General features: G+C 50.2%; 9 protein-coding genes. 8 read left to right on the forward strand and 1 reads right to left on the reverse strand.

From position 1 onward, the window contains the following. Positions 1-94 precede the first annotated feature (94 nt). The 8 genes from ACYVBJ_RS04665 (at position 95) to ACYVBJ_RS04700 (ending at position 14,187) form a co-directional block, all read left to right on the forward strand. Complete coding sequence (locus ACYVBJ_RS04665; RefSeq protein WP_460981125.1) at positions 95-2,515, forward strand: ABC transporter permease; 2,421 nt, start codon at positions 95-97, stop codon at positions 2,513-2,515. A gap of 35 nt (positions 2,516-2,550) precedes the next feature. Further along, entirely contained in the window at positions 2,551-3,405 is an 855-nt protein-coding gene (locus ACYVBJ_RS04670) for a GIN domain-containing protein (RefSeq protein ID WP_460981126.1), read from the forward strand. A gap of 119 nt (positions 3,406-3,524) precedes the next feature. Next, on the forward strand, positions 3,525-5,972 hold the full coding sequence (locus ACYVBJ_RS04675) for an ABC transporter permease (protein ID WP_460981127.1): 2,448 nt from the start codon (positions 3,525-3,527) through the stop codon (positions 5,970-5,972). Between the two features lie 135 nt (positions 5,973-6,107). Beyond that, positions 6,108-6,401 carry a hypothetical protein gene (locus tag ACYVBJ_RS04680; protein ID WP_460981128.1) on the forward strand — a complete coding sequence of 98 codons (294 nt, stop codon included), beginning with the start codon at positions 6,108-6,110 and terminating at the stop codon, positions 6,399-6,401. A 756-nt stretch (positions 6,402-7,157) separates the two neighbouring features. Then, positions 7,158-8,309 (forward strand): DUF4249 domain-containing protein, encoded by a 1,152-nt coding sequence (locus ACYVBJ_RS04685; protein ID WP_460981129.1) that lies wholly within the window; start codon positions 7,158-7,160, stop codon positions 8,307-8,309. 348 nt (positions 8,310-8,657) lie between these two features. Continuing rightward, positions 8,658-11,978 carry a TonB-dependent receptor domain-containing protein gene (locus ACYVBJ_RS04690; RefSeq protein WP_460981130.1) on the forward strand — a complete coding sequence of 1,107 codons (3,321 nt, stop codon included), beginning with the start codon at positions 8,658-8,660 and terminating at the stop codon, positions 11,976-11,978. A 756-nt stretch (positions 11,979-12,734) separates the two neighbouring features. Further along, positions 12,735-12,965 (forward strand): DUF4287 domain-containing protein, encoded by a 231-nt coding sequence (locus ACYVBJ_RS04695; protein WP_460981131.1) that lies wholly within the window; start codon positions 12,735-12,737, stop codon positions 12,963-12,965. A gap of 199 nt (positions 12,966-13,164) precedes the next feature. Next, positions 13,165-14,187: a ligand-binding sensor domain-containing protein gene (locus tag ACYVBJ_RS04700; protein ID WP_460981132.1), complete on the forward strand. Its 1,023-nt coding sequence runs from the start codon at positions 13,165-13,167 to the stop codon at positions 14,185-14,187. 167 nt (positions 14,188-14,354) lie between these two features. Here the strand turns inward: ACYVBJ_RS04700 and ACYVBJ_RS04705 are convergent, their stop codons facing one another. Then, entirely contained in the window at positions 14,355-15,707 is a 1,353-nt protein-coding gene (locus ACYVBJ_RS04705; RefSeq protein WP_460981133.1) for a PhoPQ-activated protein PqaA family protein, read from the reverse strand. Positions 15,708-15,887: the final 180 nt, after the last annotated feature.

Consider the following 15,887-nt stretch of genomic DNA (forward strand, 5'->3'; position numbering starts at 1 on the left):
AGGAACAGGACGAACGGGATAAAGGATTCAGTAGCTCCATTCCCACTACCTCTTTTCTACCACTCCTCCCCTTCCCCACTCACTCTATAACTCTATGTTACGCAACTATTTTAAAATCGCCTGGCGGAATCTGAGCCGCAACAAAGCCTTTTCAGCCATCAATATTCTAGGACTTGCCATTGGGGTAGCGGCCTGTCTGCTCATTCTACAGTACGTTGCCTATGAACTGAGCTACGACGACTTCAATACAAAAGGCGACCGGATTTACCGCGTCAAACAGGACCGCTACAACGACGGCAAACTCAGTACGGAATGGGCGTCAGGCGCGTATGCAGTGGGTAACTCATTTAAGGACGCCTTTGGTGAAATCGAAGACTACGTTAAAATTGCCAGTACGCGCTCGGTCGTAGCCGACGTACCGGGGCACGAGCAGGTTAAGATCGAAAAGGTGTATTACGCCAGTCCGGCGTTCTTTACCATGTTTTCGTATCCGCTGCTAGCCGGAGACATACGTACTGCGTTGACGGAGCCTAACACCGTTGTCCTTTCGGAATCGATCGCCCGAAAGCTGTTCGGTAGTACGCAGGTACTGGGTAAAACGATCCAGTTCAACCGCGAACGGAACGTAAAGGTGACCGGCGTATGTAAAGACTTTCCGGCTAATTCGCATTTCAAAGCCGATTTATTAACCTCGTACGCTACGTTTGTCAAAGACCTCGGTCCCGACAACAACCCCGAAACAGCCTGGCAGTGGGATGGCTGTCTGACCTACCTGCTGTTACGTCCCGGAACAAACCCAAAAGCGCTTGAAGCCAAGTTTCCGGCCGTCGTTGATAAGCTGGCGGGTGCGGAACATAAGCGCTACAACTCGGCGGCTGTCTATCTGCTCCAGCCCCTACGCGACATTCACCTGTATTCGCATTACATCGGTGAAACCGAACCCAACGGGGATGGCAAAACCGTTTACCTCCTGCTTGCGATTGCCTTTTTTATCGTGGTCATTGCCTGGGTTAACTACGTGAACCTGGCTACGGCGCGGGCCATTAACCGGGCCAAGGAAGTAGGCGTCCGAAAAGCCGTTGGTTCGCAGCGGCCCCAGTTAATCAAGCAGTTTTTGTTCGAGTCAGCCCTGCTCAACGGCATTGCCGTCGTCCTGGCGCTGGTGCTGGTGATTGTTACGTTACCCCTCTTCAATGAGCTGTCGGGACAGCAGATGACGCTGTCCTTACTAAGCAGCGGTCGGTTCTGGGCAGCCCTGCTTGGTCTGTTCGTTGTGGGTGTTTTCCTGTCGGGTTTATATCCCGCCTTCGTGCTGTCAGGATTCCGGCCGGTGGTTGTGCTCAAAGGTCAGATGGTCAACACACGGCAGGGCATTGCCTTACGTAAATCGCTGGTCGTTTTTCAGTTTGCCGCTTCGCTCTTCCTGCTGGTAGGTACGTTGGCCGTTTTCCGGCAGATCCAGTTCATGCGGGCGCAAACGCTGGGCCTCAACATCGACCAGACACTGGTGATCAAGCCCCCGATTGTTGGCAAAGATTCGACCTATATGCGGCAGATGAAGGCGTTTAAGGAAGAGCTTCAGCGGCAGTCAGGCATCCGCAGCATCACCGCGTCAACCTCTATTCCGGGCGAACCCGTAGGCTGGAATGCGGGTGGTATTCGCCTGAAGGGAATGGACGAGTCGAAGGGGACGCAGTACCGGGTTATCGGCGTTGATTACGATTACCTGAACGCTTATAACCTGAAACTGCTGGCGGGCCGAAACTTCGCGAAAGAGTTCGGCACGGACCCTAAGGCCGTTATTTTCAATAAAATGGGACTCCAGCAGTTGGGCTTTACCAACCCCGAGCAGGCCATCGGTAAGGATATTGATTTCTGGGGCGAAACGTACAAGCTGGTCGGGGTTGTCGACAACTTCCACCAGCAATCCCTGCGGGAGGCTTATGAACCGCTCGTTCTCCGGTTGATTCCGGATGTGCGTGGCTTTTTCTCGGTAAAAATGGCTCCCGGCGAAGCGAACAAAACCATTGCAACGATTCAGGAAGCCTGGAACCAGTTCTTCCCCGGCAACCCGTTCGAATATTTCTTTCTGGATCAGCATTTCGCCGACCAATACCGCGCCGACCAGCGGTTTGGACAAGTATTCGGCTTATTCACGACGCTGGCTATTCTGGTGGCCTGTCTGGGTTTGTTTGGCTTAGCCTCATTCACTACGGCCCAGCGCACAAAAGAGATTGGTATCCGGAAGGTGCTGGGTGCGTCGGTGCCCGAAATTGTACGAATGTTATATAAAGAATTCGCCGTCCTGATTCTGGTCGCATTTGTTGTAGCCACACCGCTGGCCTGGTACGCCATAACGCAATGGATTGAGAGTTATGCGTTCCGGACGGATTTACACTGGTGGCTGTTTGTACTGCCGTTCGTAGCCGTGCTGTTGATCGCCTTACTGACGGTTAGTTTCCAAAGCGTGAAAGCCGCGCTGATGAATCCGGTTCGAAGCTTACGAAGCGAATAGCGAAAGCTCATGTTCATACCCTAAACACCCCATTGATGAAAGCGTTCCTCTTTCTCCTGCCTTGTCTGCCGGTCATCAGTGCACACGCTCAACGTGATCAGTATGCATCAACCCGCGAACTGCGTGGTAGTGGTCGAATCGTGCGCGAATTATCAATAGTCAACCCATTAGACGCCATTGAGATTAATCAGTTCCCGGCACAGGTTACTGTAGACGTAGGTGCAGTAGAGCCATCCGTCACTATTACCCTCGACGACAATCTACAGCCGCTGTTACGGGTTGAAAACGAGAATGGAACGTTAACGCTCACCTTTCGCGATGCTCAGAATCGACCTTTCTGGGTTGGTAAAGCCAGTGTTTCAGCGAAGATCACTATCCCCGCGTTGAAGCGGCTTAAGCATGGCTCCAACAGCAACGTAACCATTAACAATCTAAGCGAAAAGGCATTTGCTTTAGCCAATCAGGCCAATGGCAACGTAACATTAACCGGGAAGATTACTACGTTTGACGTAACAAGTTCGGCCAATGGTACCATCGATGCTGATCGATTGATTGTTCAGTCGGCAAACGTAATGACACAGGCCAATGCCACGATTCGGATCAATGCGGAACAGGTAAAGGTCACCAAACAAGCGTTTGCCAATGTCATCAACGTCGCTGACCGGGCCGAGTTCGCTGCAACAACTCAATCTGCTCAAACGGAACTGTCGCAGAAGTTGGTTCGTCTCCGTTTTGAAAACAATAGTCCGCAACCCCGCCATTTTACCCTAATCTCTTATGCTCCAGACGAAAACGAAAACGAGACCAACGGTTTCAGGCTGGCACCGTACGCCAATCGCCAAAAGCAGTTTTCCGTTGGAACGGCTGTGTACGTAGCGACAAAAAGCTAAATCGACGTTATCTTGAGTGGCCGACGACTACAGGGGAAGCCGTTCCTGACTGTTGAAGCCGATGATGATGGGCGTATGAGTAAGCTTGTGAAGTAAAGAACCTAAACTAGATGGCAGCTATGCTCCAGTCGTATCTCAAAATTACCTTTCGCAACCTGCGGAAGAACCGGGTGTTCTCGCTGATTAACATCGCGGGTTTGGGACTTGGTATTGCCGCTTTTGGTCTGATTCTGGAGTATATCGCCTTTGAACGAAGCGTTAATAGTTTTCACAAAAATCTGCCAGCATTGTACCGGATCATGGGTCACGACCCGGAAGATGGATTTTATACCTCTATGGCTCCGGCCGTGGCACCTTTGATAAAACAAGAGTTTCCAGACGTACGCGACTTCTGCCGCATCGCTGACAACTCGGCCAACGGCATTATTACTGTAGGAGATCAGAAAAATGGCCAATCGCAGCAAACGTTTCGGGAAAACCGCCTGGCTTACGCTGACGCTAGTTTTTTCAGGCTTTTCACGTTTCCGCTGGTGCAGGGAACCGCAGCTTCGGCTCTCACTCAACCGAACACAGTCGCTATATCGCAGTCCCACGCCCGTAAGTATTTCGGCAATGGTCGAGCTATTGGCCAGTCACTGACGGTGAACAACCAATTCGGGAAGACACTCTATACCGTTACAGGCGTGTATGCTGATATGCCTGCCAATTCCGACATGCAGTTCGATGCGGTGCTTTCGCTGCAAACACTGGCGAACCCAGCGAACCTAAACGGCAACACCTGGGCCCGGCTCGACGGTTTCGACGGCACTTACCTTACGACCTTCTTACAACTACGCGAAGAGACAGATTACAGAGTGCTCGAAGCTAAGTTCAACGATCTGGCGAAGAAACGTGACCCCCAGGAAGACAACCAGTTTTTACTCCAGCCAGCGGCCAATATGCATCTGGCATCCTCACTTAACGATCCATACCGCACGAGTGGCAGCTTAGGCTTCGTGTACCTGTTAAGTGGCATTGCCGGGCTCATCTTACTCATTGCCTGGTTCAATTACATCAACCTGTCAACAGCCGGTGCCTTGAAGCGGGCGAAAGAGGTAGGAGTCCGGAAGGTGGTCGGGGCTGGTAAGGCACAGCTAATCGGGCAGTTTCTGGGCGAGTCACTTCTGCTTAATCTCATCGGTTTTGTAGTTGCCCTGTTGCTAATTGCTTCTCTACAGGACGTGTTTAACGAATTTGTCAAAAAAGAACTAGGCCTAAGTACGCTGCTTAGCACTGGCGGGTGGCTAATTGGGCTAATGCTACTGATTGTCGGCTCCTTAACATCAGGTGGATACGTAGCGTTTGCCATGACATCGTTTCAACCGAGTCAGACCCTGAAAGGTACATTCCGCACGAACCGGGGTGGTCTTCTGCGTAAAACACTCGTTGTGGCTCAGTTTAGTGCATCGGTAGCCCTGGTTGTATCGACGCTGGTGCTGTACCGGCAGTTGCAGTACATGCAAAACAAAGACCTGGGTGTTCAGCTCGACCAGCGGGTTGTGATTCAAAGCCCGCAGATCGGTGATGATCGGCTGCTTGCTTCGCGGGCGACCGTACTGGAAGACCAACTGGCTCAACTACCTTACGTTAAGAACTTTTGCCAGGGGATCGTGCCGGGTAACTACTATAACTTCGGAGCTAGTGGCATTACCAGACAACATCCCCGCCCTGGAGACGAAAAGAAAAATTACTCCATGGGTATCGTGGACGACCGATACCTGAAAACGTACGGCTTAAAGCTGGTAGCTGGGCGTAATTTCACTACTCAGGAAGCCGAATTGGAGTGGGAGAAAAGTGCCAAATTGATGATCAATGAGACGGCAGCCCGGCAGCTGGGCTTCGCATCGCCCGCCCAGGCCGCCGGTCAGGTGATTACATGGGGCCAGCCTTATGAAATCGTTGGTGTCGTGAAAGATTATAACCACCAGGGCTTACACAAAGCCATCGACCCGATCATTTTTATGCCTCGTCGTCATGGCCCTGCTAGCTTGACCCTCCAGCTCACAACCGACCCAGCGCAGGGCAGTATTCAGGGCAAATTGACCGACCTGGAGCGACTTTATAAAGCCGCTTACCCCGGCAATCCGTTCGAGTTTTATTTCGTCGACGAGAATTATAATAAGCAATACGAAACTGAGCAGCAATACGGGCAGGTATTCACCTTAGCTTCGGCCCTTGCCATTTTTATTGCCTGCCTGGGTCTGTTTGGTTTGGCCACCTACATGACGGAACAACGTACCAAGGAGATTGGCGTTCGGAAAGTGCTGGGCGCATCGGTGGGCAGCATTGTGGCGCTGCTCTCAAAAGACTTCCTGAAACTGGTCTTTGTCTCGATTGTCATTGCGTCGCCCATTGCCTGGTACGCCATGAATCGCTGGCTCCAGGATTTTGCTTATAAAGTTGATATCGAATGGTGGATGTTTGCCCTGGCGGGTCTGCTGGCCGTAGGCATAGCTCTCCTAACCGTCAGCTTCCAAAGCATAAAAGCCGCGTTGATGAATCCGGTCAAAAGTCTTAAAACCGAATAAGTGCAAGAAGAGAATAAAGGGAGGAGCGGTAACCGGAATGAAAAATGTTATGTTGTTCCTGCTTTTACTCTCATTCGTCCCTCTCTTCTCCTTGCTCCCGCTTCTCCCTTTTCAAAACCATATTCCTTAACAACCATGGCACACATCGCTATTCCCATCCCTAACCTGCCGGGTAAGCAGGACATTGAGATTGAAGTAACCATCAACGGGCAGAAACAGGCGCTGCACTATCGGGTCGAACTGTTCTACTGGGGCGACTGTACGATTCCAACCTTCGACCGGGTCGATTGCATCCGGCAGCACCTGGCCGACTACGATCAGGACTGGCAGCTCTATTACATTGGTTCGCCAACCGACGACTTTGTACCCGTTACGTTCGTGAAGCGCGACGACTGGGTGAAGCAAAAGAAGCTATTGACCATGGGTTAAGTGTTCGCCACCATGCTCTATAACTACGTCAAAATCGCCCTGAGCAACCTCGGAGTATGAGTTTGAATTTTCACTGGAGATGGGCAAGCTAACCGGCTATCAGCCAGTTGCTCAGGCTTACCGTTTTCGAGGTAATGTTTATGTGTTGATCGATGGAGGACGTTCTCTACTGGGGCAAACGCTGTAGCTGCGTTTCGCGGCCAATGTCGACAAGCAGTCTTCATTAGCTGCGAAACGGGTGGAACGGAACTGGGCTGCGGAGAAGGAATAACTAATAAACTGACGCTGCCTCACTCCAAACTGGAGTACCAGTTTCCCTGGATGCGCCTTGTTTCGGCTTCCCATAATCCGGTAGATGGTCATGGTTTACGACCCGGCTACCCGGTCCGCAATACGCCACAATCGGTTGCAGCGCGTACCGACTTAGACCTGGCAAAACCCTTGCCTTAATTGAGCAACATCAGCTAATGAACAAGTAAGCCTAGTCGGCACTCCTCGCACTTCTCTCGTTTATCATAGAAAAGCTTTTTTATGCGGGGAGGCTGGCTGCTTACTAGTAACCTGCTGATTTGTATTCTCGGTGCTGTTTGACTGGCTAGCCGACCGCTCTTATACCAACGGATAAACCTCTAAGAGCCAAACCGAGCCTGAGATTCTGGCGCGCCCTGCCCAGAAAGAGACAAACAGAAGTAGGTTATGATTACATTGCGGCTTTACAACATTGATTGTTTTTAGCTCAACATGTACTCAACTCCAGTGAAGTTATTGCTTTGCCTGATCCTTGGTCTCAGCTTACTTACCTGTGTAGATCCGGTTGAATCAACCTTCAATAGTTCGCTGAATGTCTTAATTGTTGATGGCACCATCACCGATCAAGCCGAGACCCAGGTGATTCGGCTTAATCGCTCTCAATCCGACTTGCTTACTGGTCGATTCGGCTATGTACCCGTCACCAAGGCGAACGTACAAATCGTAGTTGATTCCTTGGACGTAGTGAAAGCGACAGAAACCACCGATGGCCGCTATCAGCTACCCGCTGACTTCAAGGGGCGATCGGGTCACATTTATCAACTCAGGTTTACTTTATCAGATGGCACTCAATACGAATCCACTCCGGAGCTGCTCCTGCCCGTGGCACCGATCGGGCAAGTTCGTGCCCTGTTTAACCCTACCAGCCTACGCGCAACCGAGCGCTTGAATAACAGCTACTCGGCCGCCCATGATTTCTATGTAGATTTTGCGGACCCGGCCGACCAACCCAATTATTACCGCTGGGAATGGATTGATTGGGAACGCCAGCCGTGGTGCCGCTCTTGCGACCAGGGACTCTACCAGGTCCGGGATACTCAGGGCAACCTACTCGAAGACTGTGTCAATAATACGTTAAATGCCTCCTTCCCCGACTATGACTATAACTGCCGAACGGCCTGCTGGGAGATTATATACAGCAACAACCTGGTGTTATTCAGCGACCAGTTCAGCAATGGAAATCCGGTCAAAGGGTTACTTGTTGGCCGGGTACCGCTGTATTCCAAAGAGCACAGTCTGGTTGAGATCAGGCAAAGCTCATTAACCAAACAAGCCTACGATTACCTGCAACGATTGAACGACCAAACCCAGAAAACCGGAGGGGTGGCGGCAGGCCAGCCCGCGCTGCTAGTCGGTAACGTGCAGAATGTGGCGCAGCGAAATGAGCCTGTAGTTGGCTTCTTCACCGTGTCCGGTGTTTCTTCCGTTCGGTACTGGTTAACCCGAAGTGATGCGACGGGTACAGCCCCCGGGTTATTTCAGGCCCTCAACGGCCATGATCCTATCAATGAGCCTGCCTCAGGTAACCGACCTCCCCTTGCGGTTTGTGTTGCCAGTGATAGCCGCACTCCCAATAGGCCCGCTGGCTGGCGAGATTGATCATAATCACCGAAGCATGATTGCTCCAAGAAACCTGGCCAAAAGAAGACTACAACCAGGGCGGCTTACCGGGTATACAATGTGGCCTATTTAATTTAATCTATTCTCTCTAGCAATGCGTAGTCCAACACGAATTCGATAGGGCATAGCGATAAATCGGCGTACTGTCCACCAGCCATACAGAGTCTTTTCTAAGTAATTCCATGGCCTTTCAAAATCCCGTACCCTTTGTCTTCCCTGGTCCCATGTCCGTACGCCTACTGTTTGACTTGTATCCGTAGGCGCTTGCTGAGCCGGTTGCTGCTCATCCATCGAAAGCTAAAAGGCGAAATCCACTTAAAATTCGTGATGAAATCTATCGTATTCGTTCTTGGGTTAACTCTGCTTGCCAACCATGTCGGCTGGGCGCAATCCGTAATGCAACCACCCGGGAGCAAATCACCTGGCTCTATTGACCGGATCGGAACAGAAGACGTTATATCGGGTAAGCCGGGAAGCCATACCGTGTTGACGCTGGCGACTATACCACGGCTAGCGGTTTTTTGGCCAGACTCAGCGCTGGCAACGGGCACGGCCGTGCTTCTGTTTCCGAAGATTGGATTGACTACTCGGTCAGTGGACCAGGAAAGCAGGGACTTGGCCGCCCGACTAACGGCACTGGGGATCACGGTTTTTGTCTTGCCATATAGAACTACTCAAGACTCCTTGTCAACCGCAGCGTTGAGCTCACAAGATTCGCTGAATGCGCTATCAACGGCCCTTGCTGACGGCAAACAAGCCCTCGGCTACCTGCGCCAACACGCAGTCGAGTTCAGTATCAGACCGGATCAGATTGGCGTGCTCGGCGTCTCAACGGGCGGAACGCTGGCTCTGCAGCTGGTGTATAACCGTACAGAAATAGCCCACCCCAACTTTGTGAGCCTTCTTCAGGCGGAGGTGAGTACCTTAGCCGCCGAGTCGGTTCCGACCGATGCTCCCGCCCTGTTTATTGCCACTCTATCGGGGACGGCAGGTGACAAGGCTAGCCAGGTGGCTATCCAGACCGCCCAGTTATACCAGCAGTGGCTCCGGGCGGGCCGGTCAGCAGAGTTGCATAGTTACGTCCCGAATAGCCAATTCGCGGGTATCTCTCCACCCTATCCTGTACCTGATGCCTGGCTGAACCAATGGAGAGACTGGTTACACAGGCAAGGCTATGGACAAAAGCGGATGGTGGCTCAATCTCAGCAGACTGTAGCCCCGCCTGAAGGGATAGCAAAGGGGCTACTCGCCCCAAACAAGCCTACCGAAGCGATAACGATTAGTAAAACACCGCAAGAGTCGACCGGCCGTAATGGACTCCTGTCGCTTAGTGGCATCGTCCGCGATTCGGCTACGGGTCGGGAGTTACCTGGTGCCACTATACTGATTGACTATGAAAAAATTGGCAAAGGCACCTACACCAATGATCAGGGACAGTTTTTGGTTAGCTTGCCTTCTGGAAAGCATGTCGTTGTCATTCGCAGTGTGGGCTACCAGCCCTACCGAACTACCCTTTACCTACGCGAAAACACCACAGTAAACGTCCGACTTCCGTCTGTATCGAGTCAGTTGGAAGAGGTGGTCGTGACCAGCAAGGGCTATGATCGAACCGTTCGTCAGCCCCTGCTGGGAGTGAGTCAGATTAACATTTCAACGCTAAAAAAAATACCCGCGGCCTTGGGGGAGGTTGACATTCTGCGCGGCCTGCAGATGCTGCCCGGAGTGACTAGTGTAGGCGAAGCGGCCAATGGCCTCAACATCCGGGGCGGCACAACGGATCAAAACCTGATCCTGTTGGATGATACGCCCATTTTCAACCCTACCCACATGTTTGGGCTGTTTTCGGTCTTTCCGGCAGATGCCGTTAGCGGACTGGACCTGTATAAGGGCAATGTGCCCGCCCGCTACGGGGGGCGGGCCGCGTCGGTACTCGATATCAGCCTGCGTAACCCCAACCTTACCCAGTTGCGTATGAGCGGAGGGGTTAGTTTAGTTGCCAACCGATTCACCATTGAGACACCCCTGGTAGCGGGAAAGGTAGCCTTGCTATTCTCGGGCCGGGGGGCATTCAATGATTTTCTGTTACGAGCGGTTTCGCCCCGCTTTGACAACATTCGGGCCAAGTTCGGCGATGCAACTGCTAAGTTGTTCTGGCGAGTGAATGACCGCAACACCGTAACCGCTATGGGCTATTATAGCCAAGATCTGTTTCAGACAGATCTGGTGGGTAGTCTGGCCAACGTAAATGCGGTGAATACACAATACGCCCAGCAAACGGCCAATGGCATGGTGCGCTGGTTTCACGCCGTTAACAGCCGGGTAAATGTGCAGACGACGGCCCTCATCGCTCGGTATATTCCCCGCATCCTGTCTACCGAAGACACGACCAACAACCAGGTAGTATTGAAACAAGCACTGCTCCAGCGTCAGCTCAAATCGAACCTCAATTACCAGTTAGAAAACCAGAAGCTTGAAATTGGAGTCAGCGCTACGCATTATCGATTAAACCCCGGCGAGTTGATTCCAGGCAACAGTCCGGCGGTTAACTACCAGCGGACACCGATTGAAAACGCGCTGGAATTGGGTATTCATGCCGAAGATGAGATCCGTTTATCCGATCAACTGGCTGTATCGGCTGGACTGCGCTACTCCCATTTTTTGAATTTGGGCCCGTCGGTGGTTCGCCAGTACCCTTCCGGCGATGTGGCTGATGAAAGCCGGGTAATTGACTCTACCGTATACGGAGCGGGCCAGGTCAGTAAATCGTACGGTGGTTTTGAGCCTCGATTGGGGCTGCGCTACGCGCTGACGTCCAATTCATCAATTAAGTTGGGGTATAACCTGATGCGACAGTATTTGCAGGTGATTACCAATACAACTACACCATTGCCAACGGCCCGCTGGAAAACCGCCGATACGCACATCCAGCCCCAGGTGAGCCAGTTATGGTCAGCGGGTTATTTTAGAAACTCATCGAATACCATTTTTGAGCTCTCGATGGAAGTTTACTGGCGCAGTACGCAGCATATCCTGGACTACAAGCCGGGGGCTGATTTTCTGTTGCAGCCTTACCCCGAAACCCAGTTGTTAGCGGGCCGAAGTAAAGCGTATGGGATGGAAGTGATGATCTCCAAGAAAAAGGGCGAATTGACGGGATGGATCAATTACACCTATTCCCGTACCTTAAATCAGGTAAATACTGGCGTCAACTTTCAGGAGCAGATCAACGGAGGCAACTGGTACCGGGCCAATTACGACCGGCCCCACAGCCTAAACGTGAGCTTAACCCTTAACCAGACTAAACACCACAGTTTTTCATTCAATTTCGCCTATAGTTCGGGCCGCCCCTACACCAGTCCGGAAGGCTTCATTATCTATCAACGCCGGACGTATCCCTATTACGACGAACGGAATCAAAACCGGTTGCCCGCTTATCACCGACTGGATTTTTCCTGGAACATCTACAATCCCAGTCGTAAAAACCGACGCTGGCAGGGGCACTGGAACTTTACGGTTTACAATCTGTATGGTCGTAAGAACGTCTACTCGCTCTTTTACCAAACCGAGGGGCGGACCACCAAGCCCTACCAGCTAAGCATCTTCGGAGCACCGATTCCCAGCCTGACCTACAATTTTAATTTTAACTAATCGCATAGACTGCGGAGGTTAGAATCGACGGTTCGATGATGGGGATAGACGAGTGTGATTCTCATCGTCTTGTTGATACAATGTTTTCGTGAGACGCTTGTCCGATACGTCGTTCTCAAGGGAATAGTTAGTTGACATAATACGTTGTGTGGCCAAAAACCGGTACTTCTTGCGTTACAGCGGTGAGATCAGGCAGTAAGCGTCTGCCTGCCAACTAACAGCTGTCGATTACTTTGTTTATAGCTTTGCATAGCATGAACACTATTTTTCCTGTTGGTTTTAGCCCGCTGAAGTCTCTTTCAGAACCAACTCTATGTTAGCAATCACTAATCCTAGGTTATCTCGATGAACAAAATGACCTGCATCTGCCGGGTAAAAAACGGCCTTTGGGCACCGAATCCGAACGAATGCCCTACTAACACATAAGGTGGTTTAACGTCCAACGTAAGAACTTTCTCAGCTTGTCCGCTACGTTCTTGACGGTTGGCATTTGTTGATCTGGTTCCGAATCGCCAACGCCGGGGCGATCGTAAGCAACGACCGGAACTAACTTGCCAACCTGCTCGAAGAAGTGGCCTGGCACAGACTATCTTAAACAAAGTTTCATTGCTTACCTTGAACCTATACTTCCCTAAATTGTCGTGAATGACCCTGAAAAGGACGCATCTCACCTCTTTGAGGATGCTAGGAACCCAATACCTTTGCTCTCATTAATTGACAACTACTTCATTACTCTAAACCCAATTGTAGTCAACTATGTCTTTTCAAGGTTATCTGAAAACGATCAAAGCAAAAACGGGCAAAGGGCCTGAAGATTTCCGTCAACTGGCTAAGGAAAAGGGCTTAATCACGGAAGGTGTTCTGAGAGCGGATGTGAAAGCAGGTGAGATTACCCAATGGCTAGCGGAGGAGTTTTCCCTTGGTCATGGGCACGCAATGGCCATTTATGCCTTGTTAAAAGGACTTAAAGACGAACACAGGGAGTAGCCCTAGAGCAAATATTGATATGGTCCTAAAAATCCGGATACGAAGTTAAACCAGTTTCGTATCCGGATTTTTAGGACCATATCAAAGAGCAGAGAGTACACCTTTGGGAGATTTGTCATCTCGTTAACAAGCCGTTAACAAAAGCTCAGCTCAAAAAAACTAGGTTTGTAGAAACCATTAGGCCACGAAAGAAATAGCGATGAAATACGTACCCGTATACGCATTGGTCTTGCTGTTTGCTTTTTACGTTTCCAGCAAAGCACAAACCAAAATTGATCAGCCTGAAGACACAATCAAGTCCGAATTTAAACAGCTAAGTACAGTCTATGGACCTATCCATATCACCCGTACCATTAAGCAAGATCGAAAGGGTAATATTTGGATGGCAACCTTTGGTGGGGTGTATCGGTATGACGGAAAATTGTTTACCAATGTGACCAGTCAAGTGAGTTTAGCTCATTTTTTTTCGGTGTTAGAAGATCGAAAAGGAAATTTTTGGTTTAGTACCGTTGATGAAGGGGTTTATTATTACGACGGGAAATCCTTTCAACATTTTACTACCCAGCAGGGGCTTGCCAGTAATGGGGTTTTTGATATTTACGAAGATAAAGCTGGGACTATTTGGTTCGGCACTGGAGATGGAGCTAGCCGTTACGATGGGAAATCCTTTCGAAATTTTAAGATGAATGAAGGGTTAAATTTAACACCGGACGAAAGGCTCTTCCTTAAGAATGATAATGAAGTTAATTCGATTATTGAAGATAAAACCGGAAAATTCTGGTTTGCCACCAGAGGTAATGCCTTCCTTTATGATGGAAAAACATTTACCGCTCTCACTCATGAGGGCACCCCGTTTATAAATGTTCGTACGATCATCGAAGATAAAAAAGGCAATATCTGGCTGGGGGGCCAGTATGGGCTTTGGCGCTATGATGGCAGTAGCTTTATAAATTTCACCGAGCGTGGTGTTTCGTATGTTTACGAAGATAAAAAAGGCAACATCTGGACGAGTTCGCTAACGAACTGGGGTTGGTCACTCTTCCGTTATAATGGAACTGCTTTGTCCGGCAAAAATCCCACGGTAACCGAGGTAGAGTTAAATTCTGACGATACGAAAACCATGCTTTTTGGGATTTTAGAGGCTAGCGATGGCAGTATTTGGTTCGGTTCAGGTGGGGCATATCGGTATGATAGAAAGACCATTACGGACTTTAAGCAGTAAAGAGAATTGATAAAATGTGTAGCTGTTGCTTAAAATGCCCGTTTCTAGAAGCAGATGCATGAATGTTCTATCGTTTTAAGAAAAGAAGGTTATTTAAAGCGTTTTACAAAAACGCTCTCTGCATCGGGGTAAGAACACGAGTAGGTGCCAAGAGACTTTTTCGGCAATTATCGACTCGGCATGATGTAAGGTATTGTTGACAGCCAGAATCGCTGCTTGGCGTAAGCAAACTCTACTTCAGCAATGACGGCCTGATTACCCGACGAAGGTCTTTTTAAGTTTATCTGATAAGACCGGTGAACAGGATGGTCTTTGGGGGAAGCGGCAGACTTCGTCAATGGTATTGATTTCTTTTTCCACTGGGCCTCCCGAAAATCAAGCGTAGGTGATGTAGCGGTCCAAACGCGCGCCGATACCGCAGAGTCTTTCGTGACTATTACCAACCGGGACCCCTGTGCGGTTGACTGGAAAGTGCTTTCGACTGTCGGCATGGATTTTCCCTGAGCAACCCGCTGAATAAACGCATAGGCCGTTGGATAAAGCCGGGAATCATAATTGGCTCCTACATGCCCCGTATTTGGTAAGGAGAGTACGGACTTGCTGCCAGGTAAATCGGGCCAATAGAGGTTCAATGCGTCGACAGGCGTATAATCATCGTTCGTCCCGACGATAACCAGCTTAGGCATGGTTAGATGCTGACGATAGGTATATGCGTCCACAATATCCAGCAGTTGTCGACCTGTAGGGCTGTTGATTTGTTCAATGACTCGTTTAGCCGCTAAAGCCGACTGATCCAAAGCGCCATAAGTAGCATAATAGTGGGGGATTTGAAGCGCTGAATGTAAGGTATTGAACCCTTGAGCAATCAGCCCGGCTACGCGTCGGTCAACAGCAGCCGTTAACCAGGCGGTATGCCCTCTTTTTGAATGGCCTGCGACCACAAACCGGTTAAGCAATGGCAGATGATGACGTTGGCTGGCCGCTTGCAGCACATCCATGGCCCGAACCGTTGCTTTCACCATAGGCAACAGCAGAGGCCAGGTGGTGTCTTTGGTGGCCAGAAATTGTTCAAACGTAAAGTTGAGTAGTTCTTCCTCTTCTTTACCATCAAACAGAGGTTGGTTAGGGATGTCGCACAAAATAGCACAGGGCACGCCGGTGGCTTGAGCAAGCTGGCTGAGAGCGGTTTGCGCCTGACTGACATCAAAATCCATTTGTAAAGTGAGAAATCCAGTTTGGGTTGACTTAGAATGGGGAAAGAAGACATACAACCGGTGTTTCCAGGGAATGCTTCGCCAAGTCTGCGATTGAAATAAAAGAGCAAGAAAGGTACCTTGAGGGGAACCTACTTGCTGAGTCAGGCGCCAAGTGAAGGTCAAATCAGGGGCATCTACATAGTTGGGCAAAACCGCCCATGAGTGCTGATCTCCAACGAATGAGGCCGGTGAACTCGAGGGCTGAGCAAAAGCACAACACCAGTTGATGCTCAACATAATAAACACACTGAAGCGAATACCCATCTAATTACAGCATGACGCGCTAAGTCCTCTCTTTCCTAACCATCGATAAAATTAGCAGACAGGTTGGTTGTTACAAGTGTCCCCTAAAACGTCCGTCCGTTTTGAACGAGGATTGCTAGATGTTCTCTATACTTACCCATTAAAATTAAGTGGTGTCGTAGACTGTGATCTTGCCAAATC

This window comes from Spirosoma fluminis (genome assembly GCF_054778895.1).

What these genes read in the sequence shown, in the direction of transcription:
- ACYVBJ_RS04670 (WP_460981126.1), top strand. Translation starts at nt 2,551, where the DNA reads ATGAAAGCGTTCCTCTTTCTCCTGCCTTGTCTGCCGGTCATCAGTGCA.
- ACYVBJ_RS04675 (WP_460981127.1), top strand. Translation starts at nt 3,525, where the DNA reads ATGCTCCAGTCGTATCTCAAAATTACCTTTCGCAACCTGCGGAAGAAC.
- ACYVBJ_RS04690 (WP_460981130.1), top strand. Translation starts at nt 8,658, where the DNA reads ATGAAATCTATCGTATTCGTTCTTGGGTTAACTCTGCTTGCCAACCAT.
- ACYVBJ_RS04705 (WP_460981133.1), bottom strand. Translation starts at nt 15,707, where the DNA reads ATGGGTATTCGCTTCAGTGTGTTTATTATGTTGAGCATCAACTGGTGT.
- ACYVBJ_RS04680 (WP_460981128.1), top strand. Translation starts at nt 6,108, where the DNA reads ATGGCACACATCGCTATTCCCATCCCTAACCTGCCGGGTAAGCAGGAC.
- ACYVBJ_RS04665 (WP_460981125.1), top strand. Translation starts at nt 95, where the DNA reads ATGTTACGCAACTATTTTAAAATCGCCTGGCGGAATCTGAGCCGCAAC.
- ACYVBJ_RS04700 (WP_460981132.1), top strand. Translation starts at nt 13,165, where the DNA reads ATGAAATACGTACCCGTATACGCATTGGTCTTGCTGTTTGCTTTTTAC.
- ACYVBJ_RS04695 (WP_460981131.1), top strand. Translation starts at nt 12,735, where the DNA reads ATGTCTTTTCAAGGTTATCTGAAAACGATCAAAGCAAAAACGGGCAAA.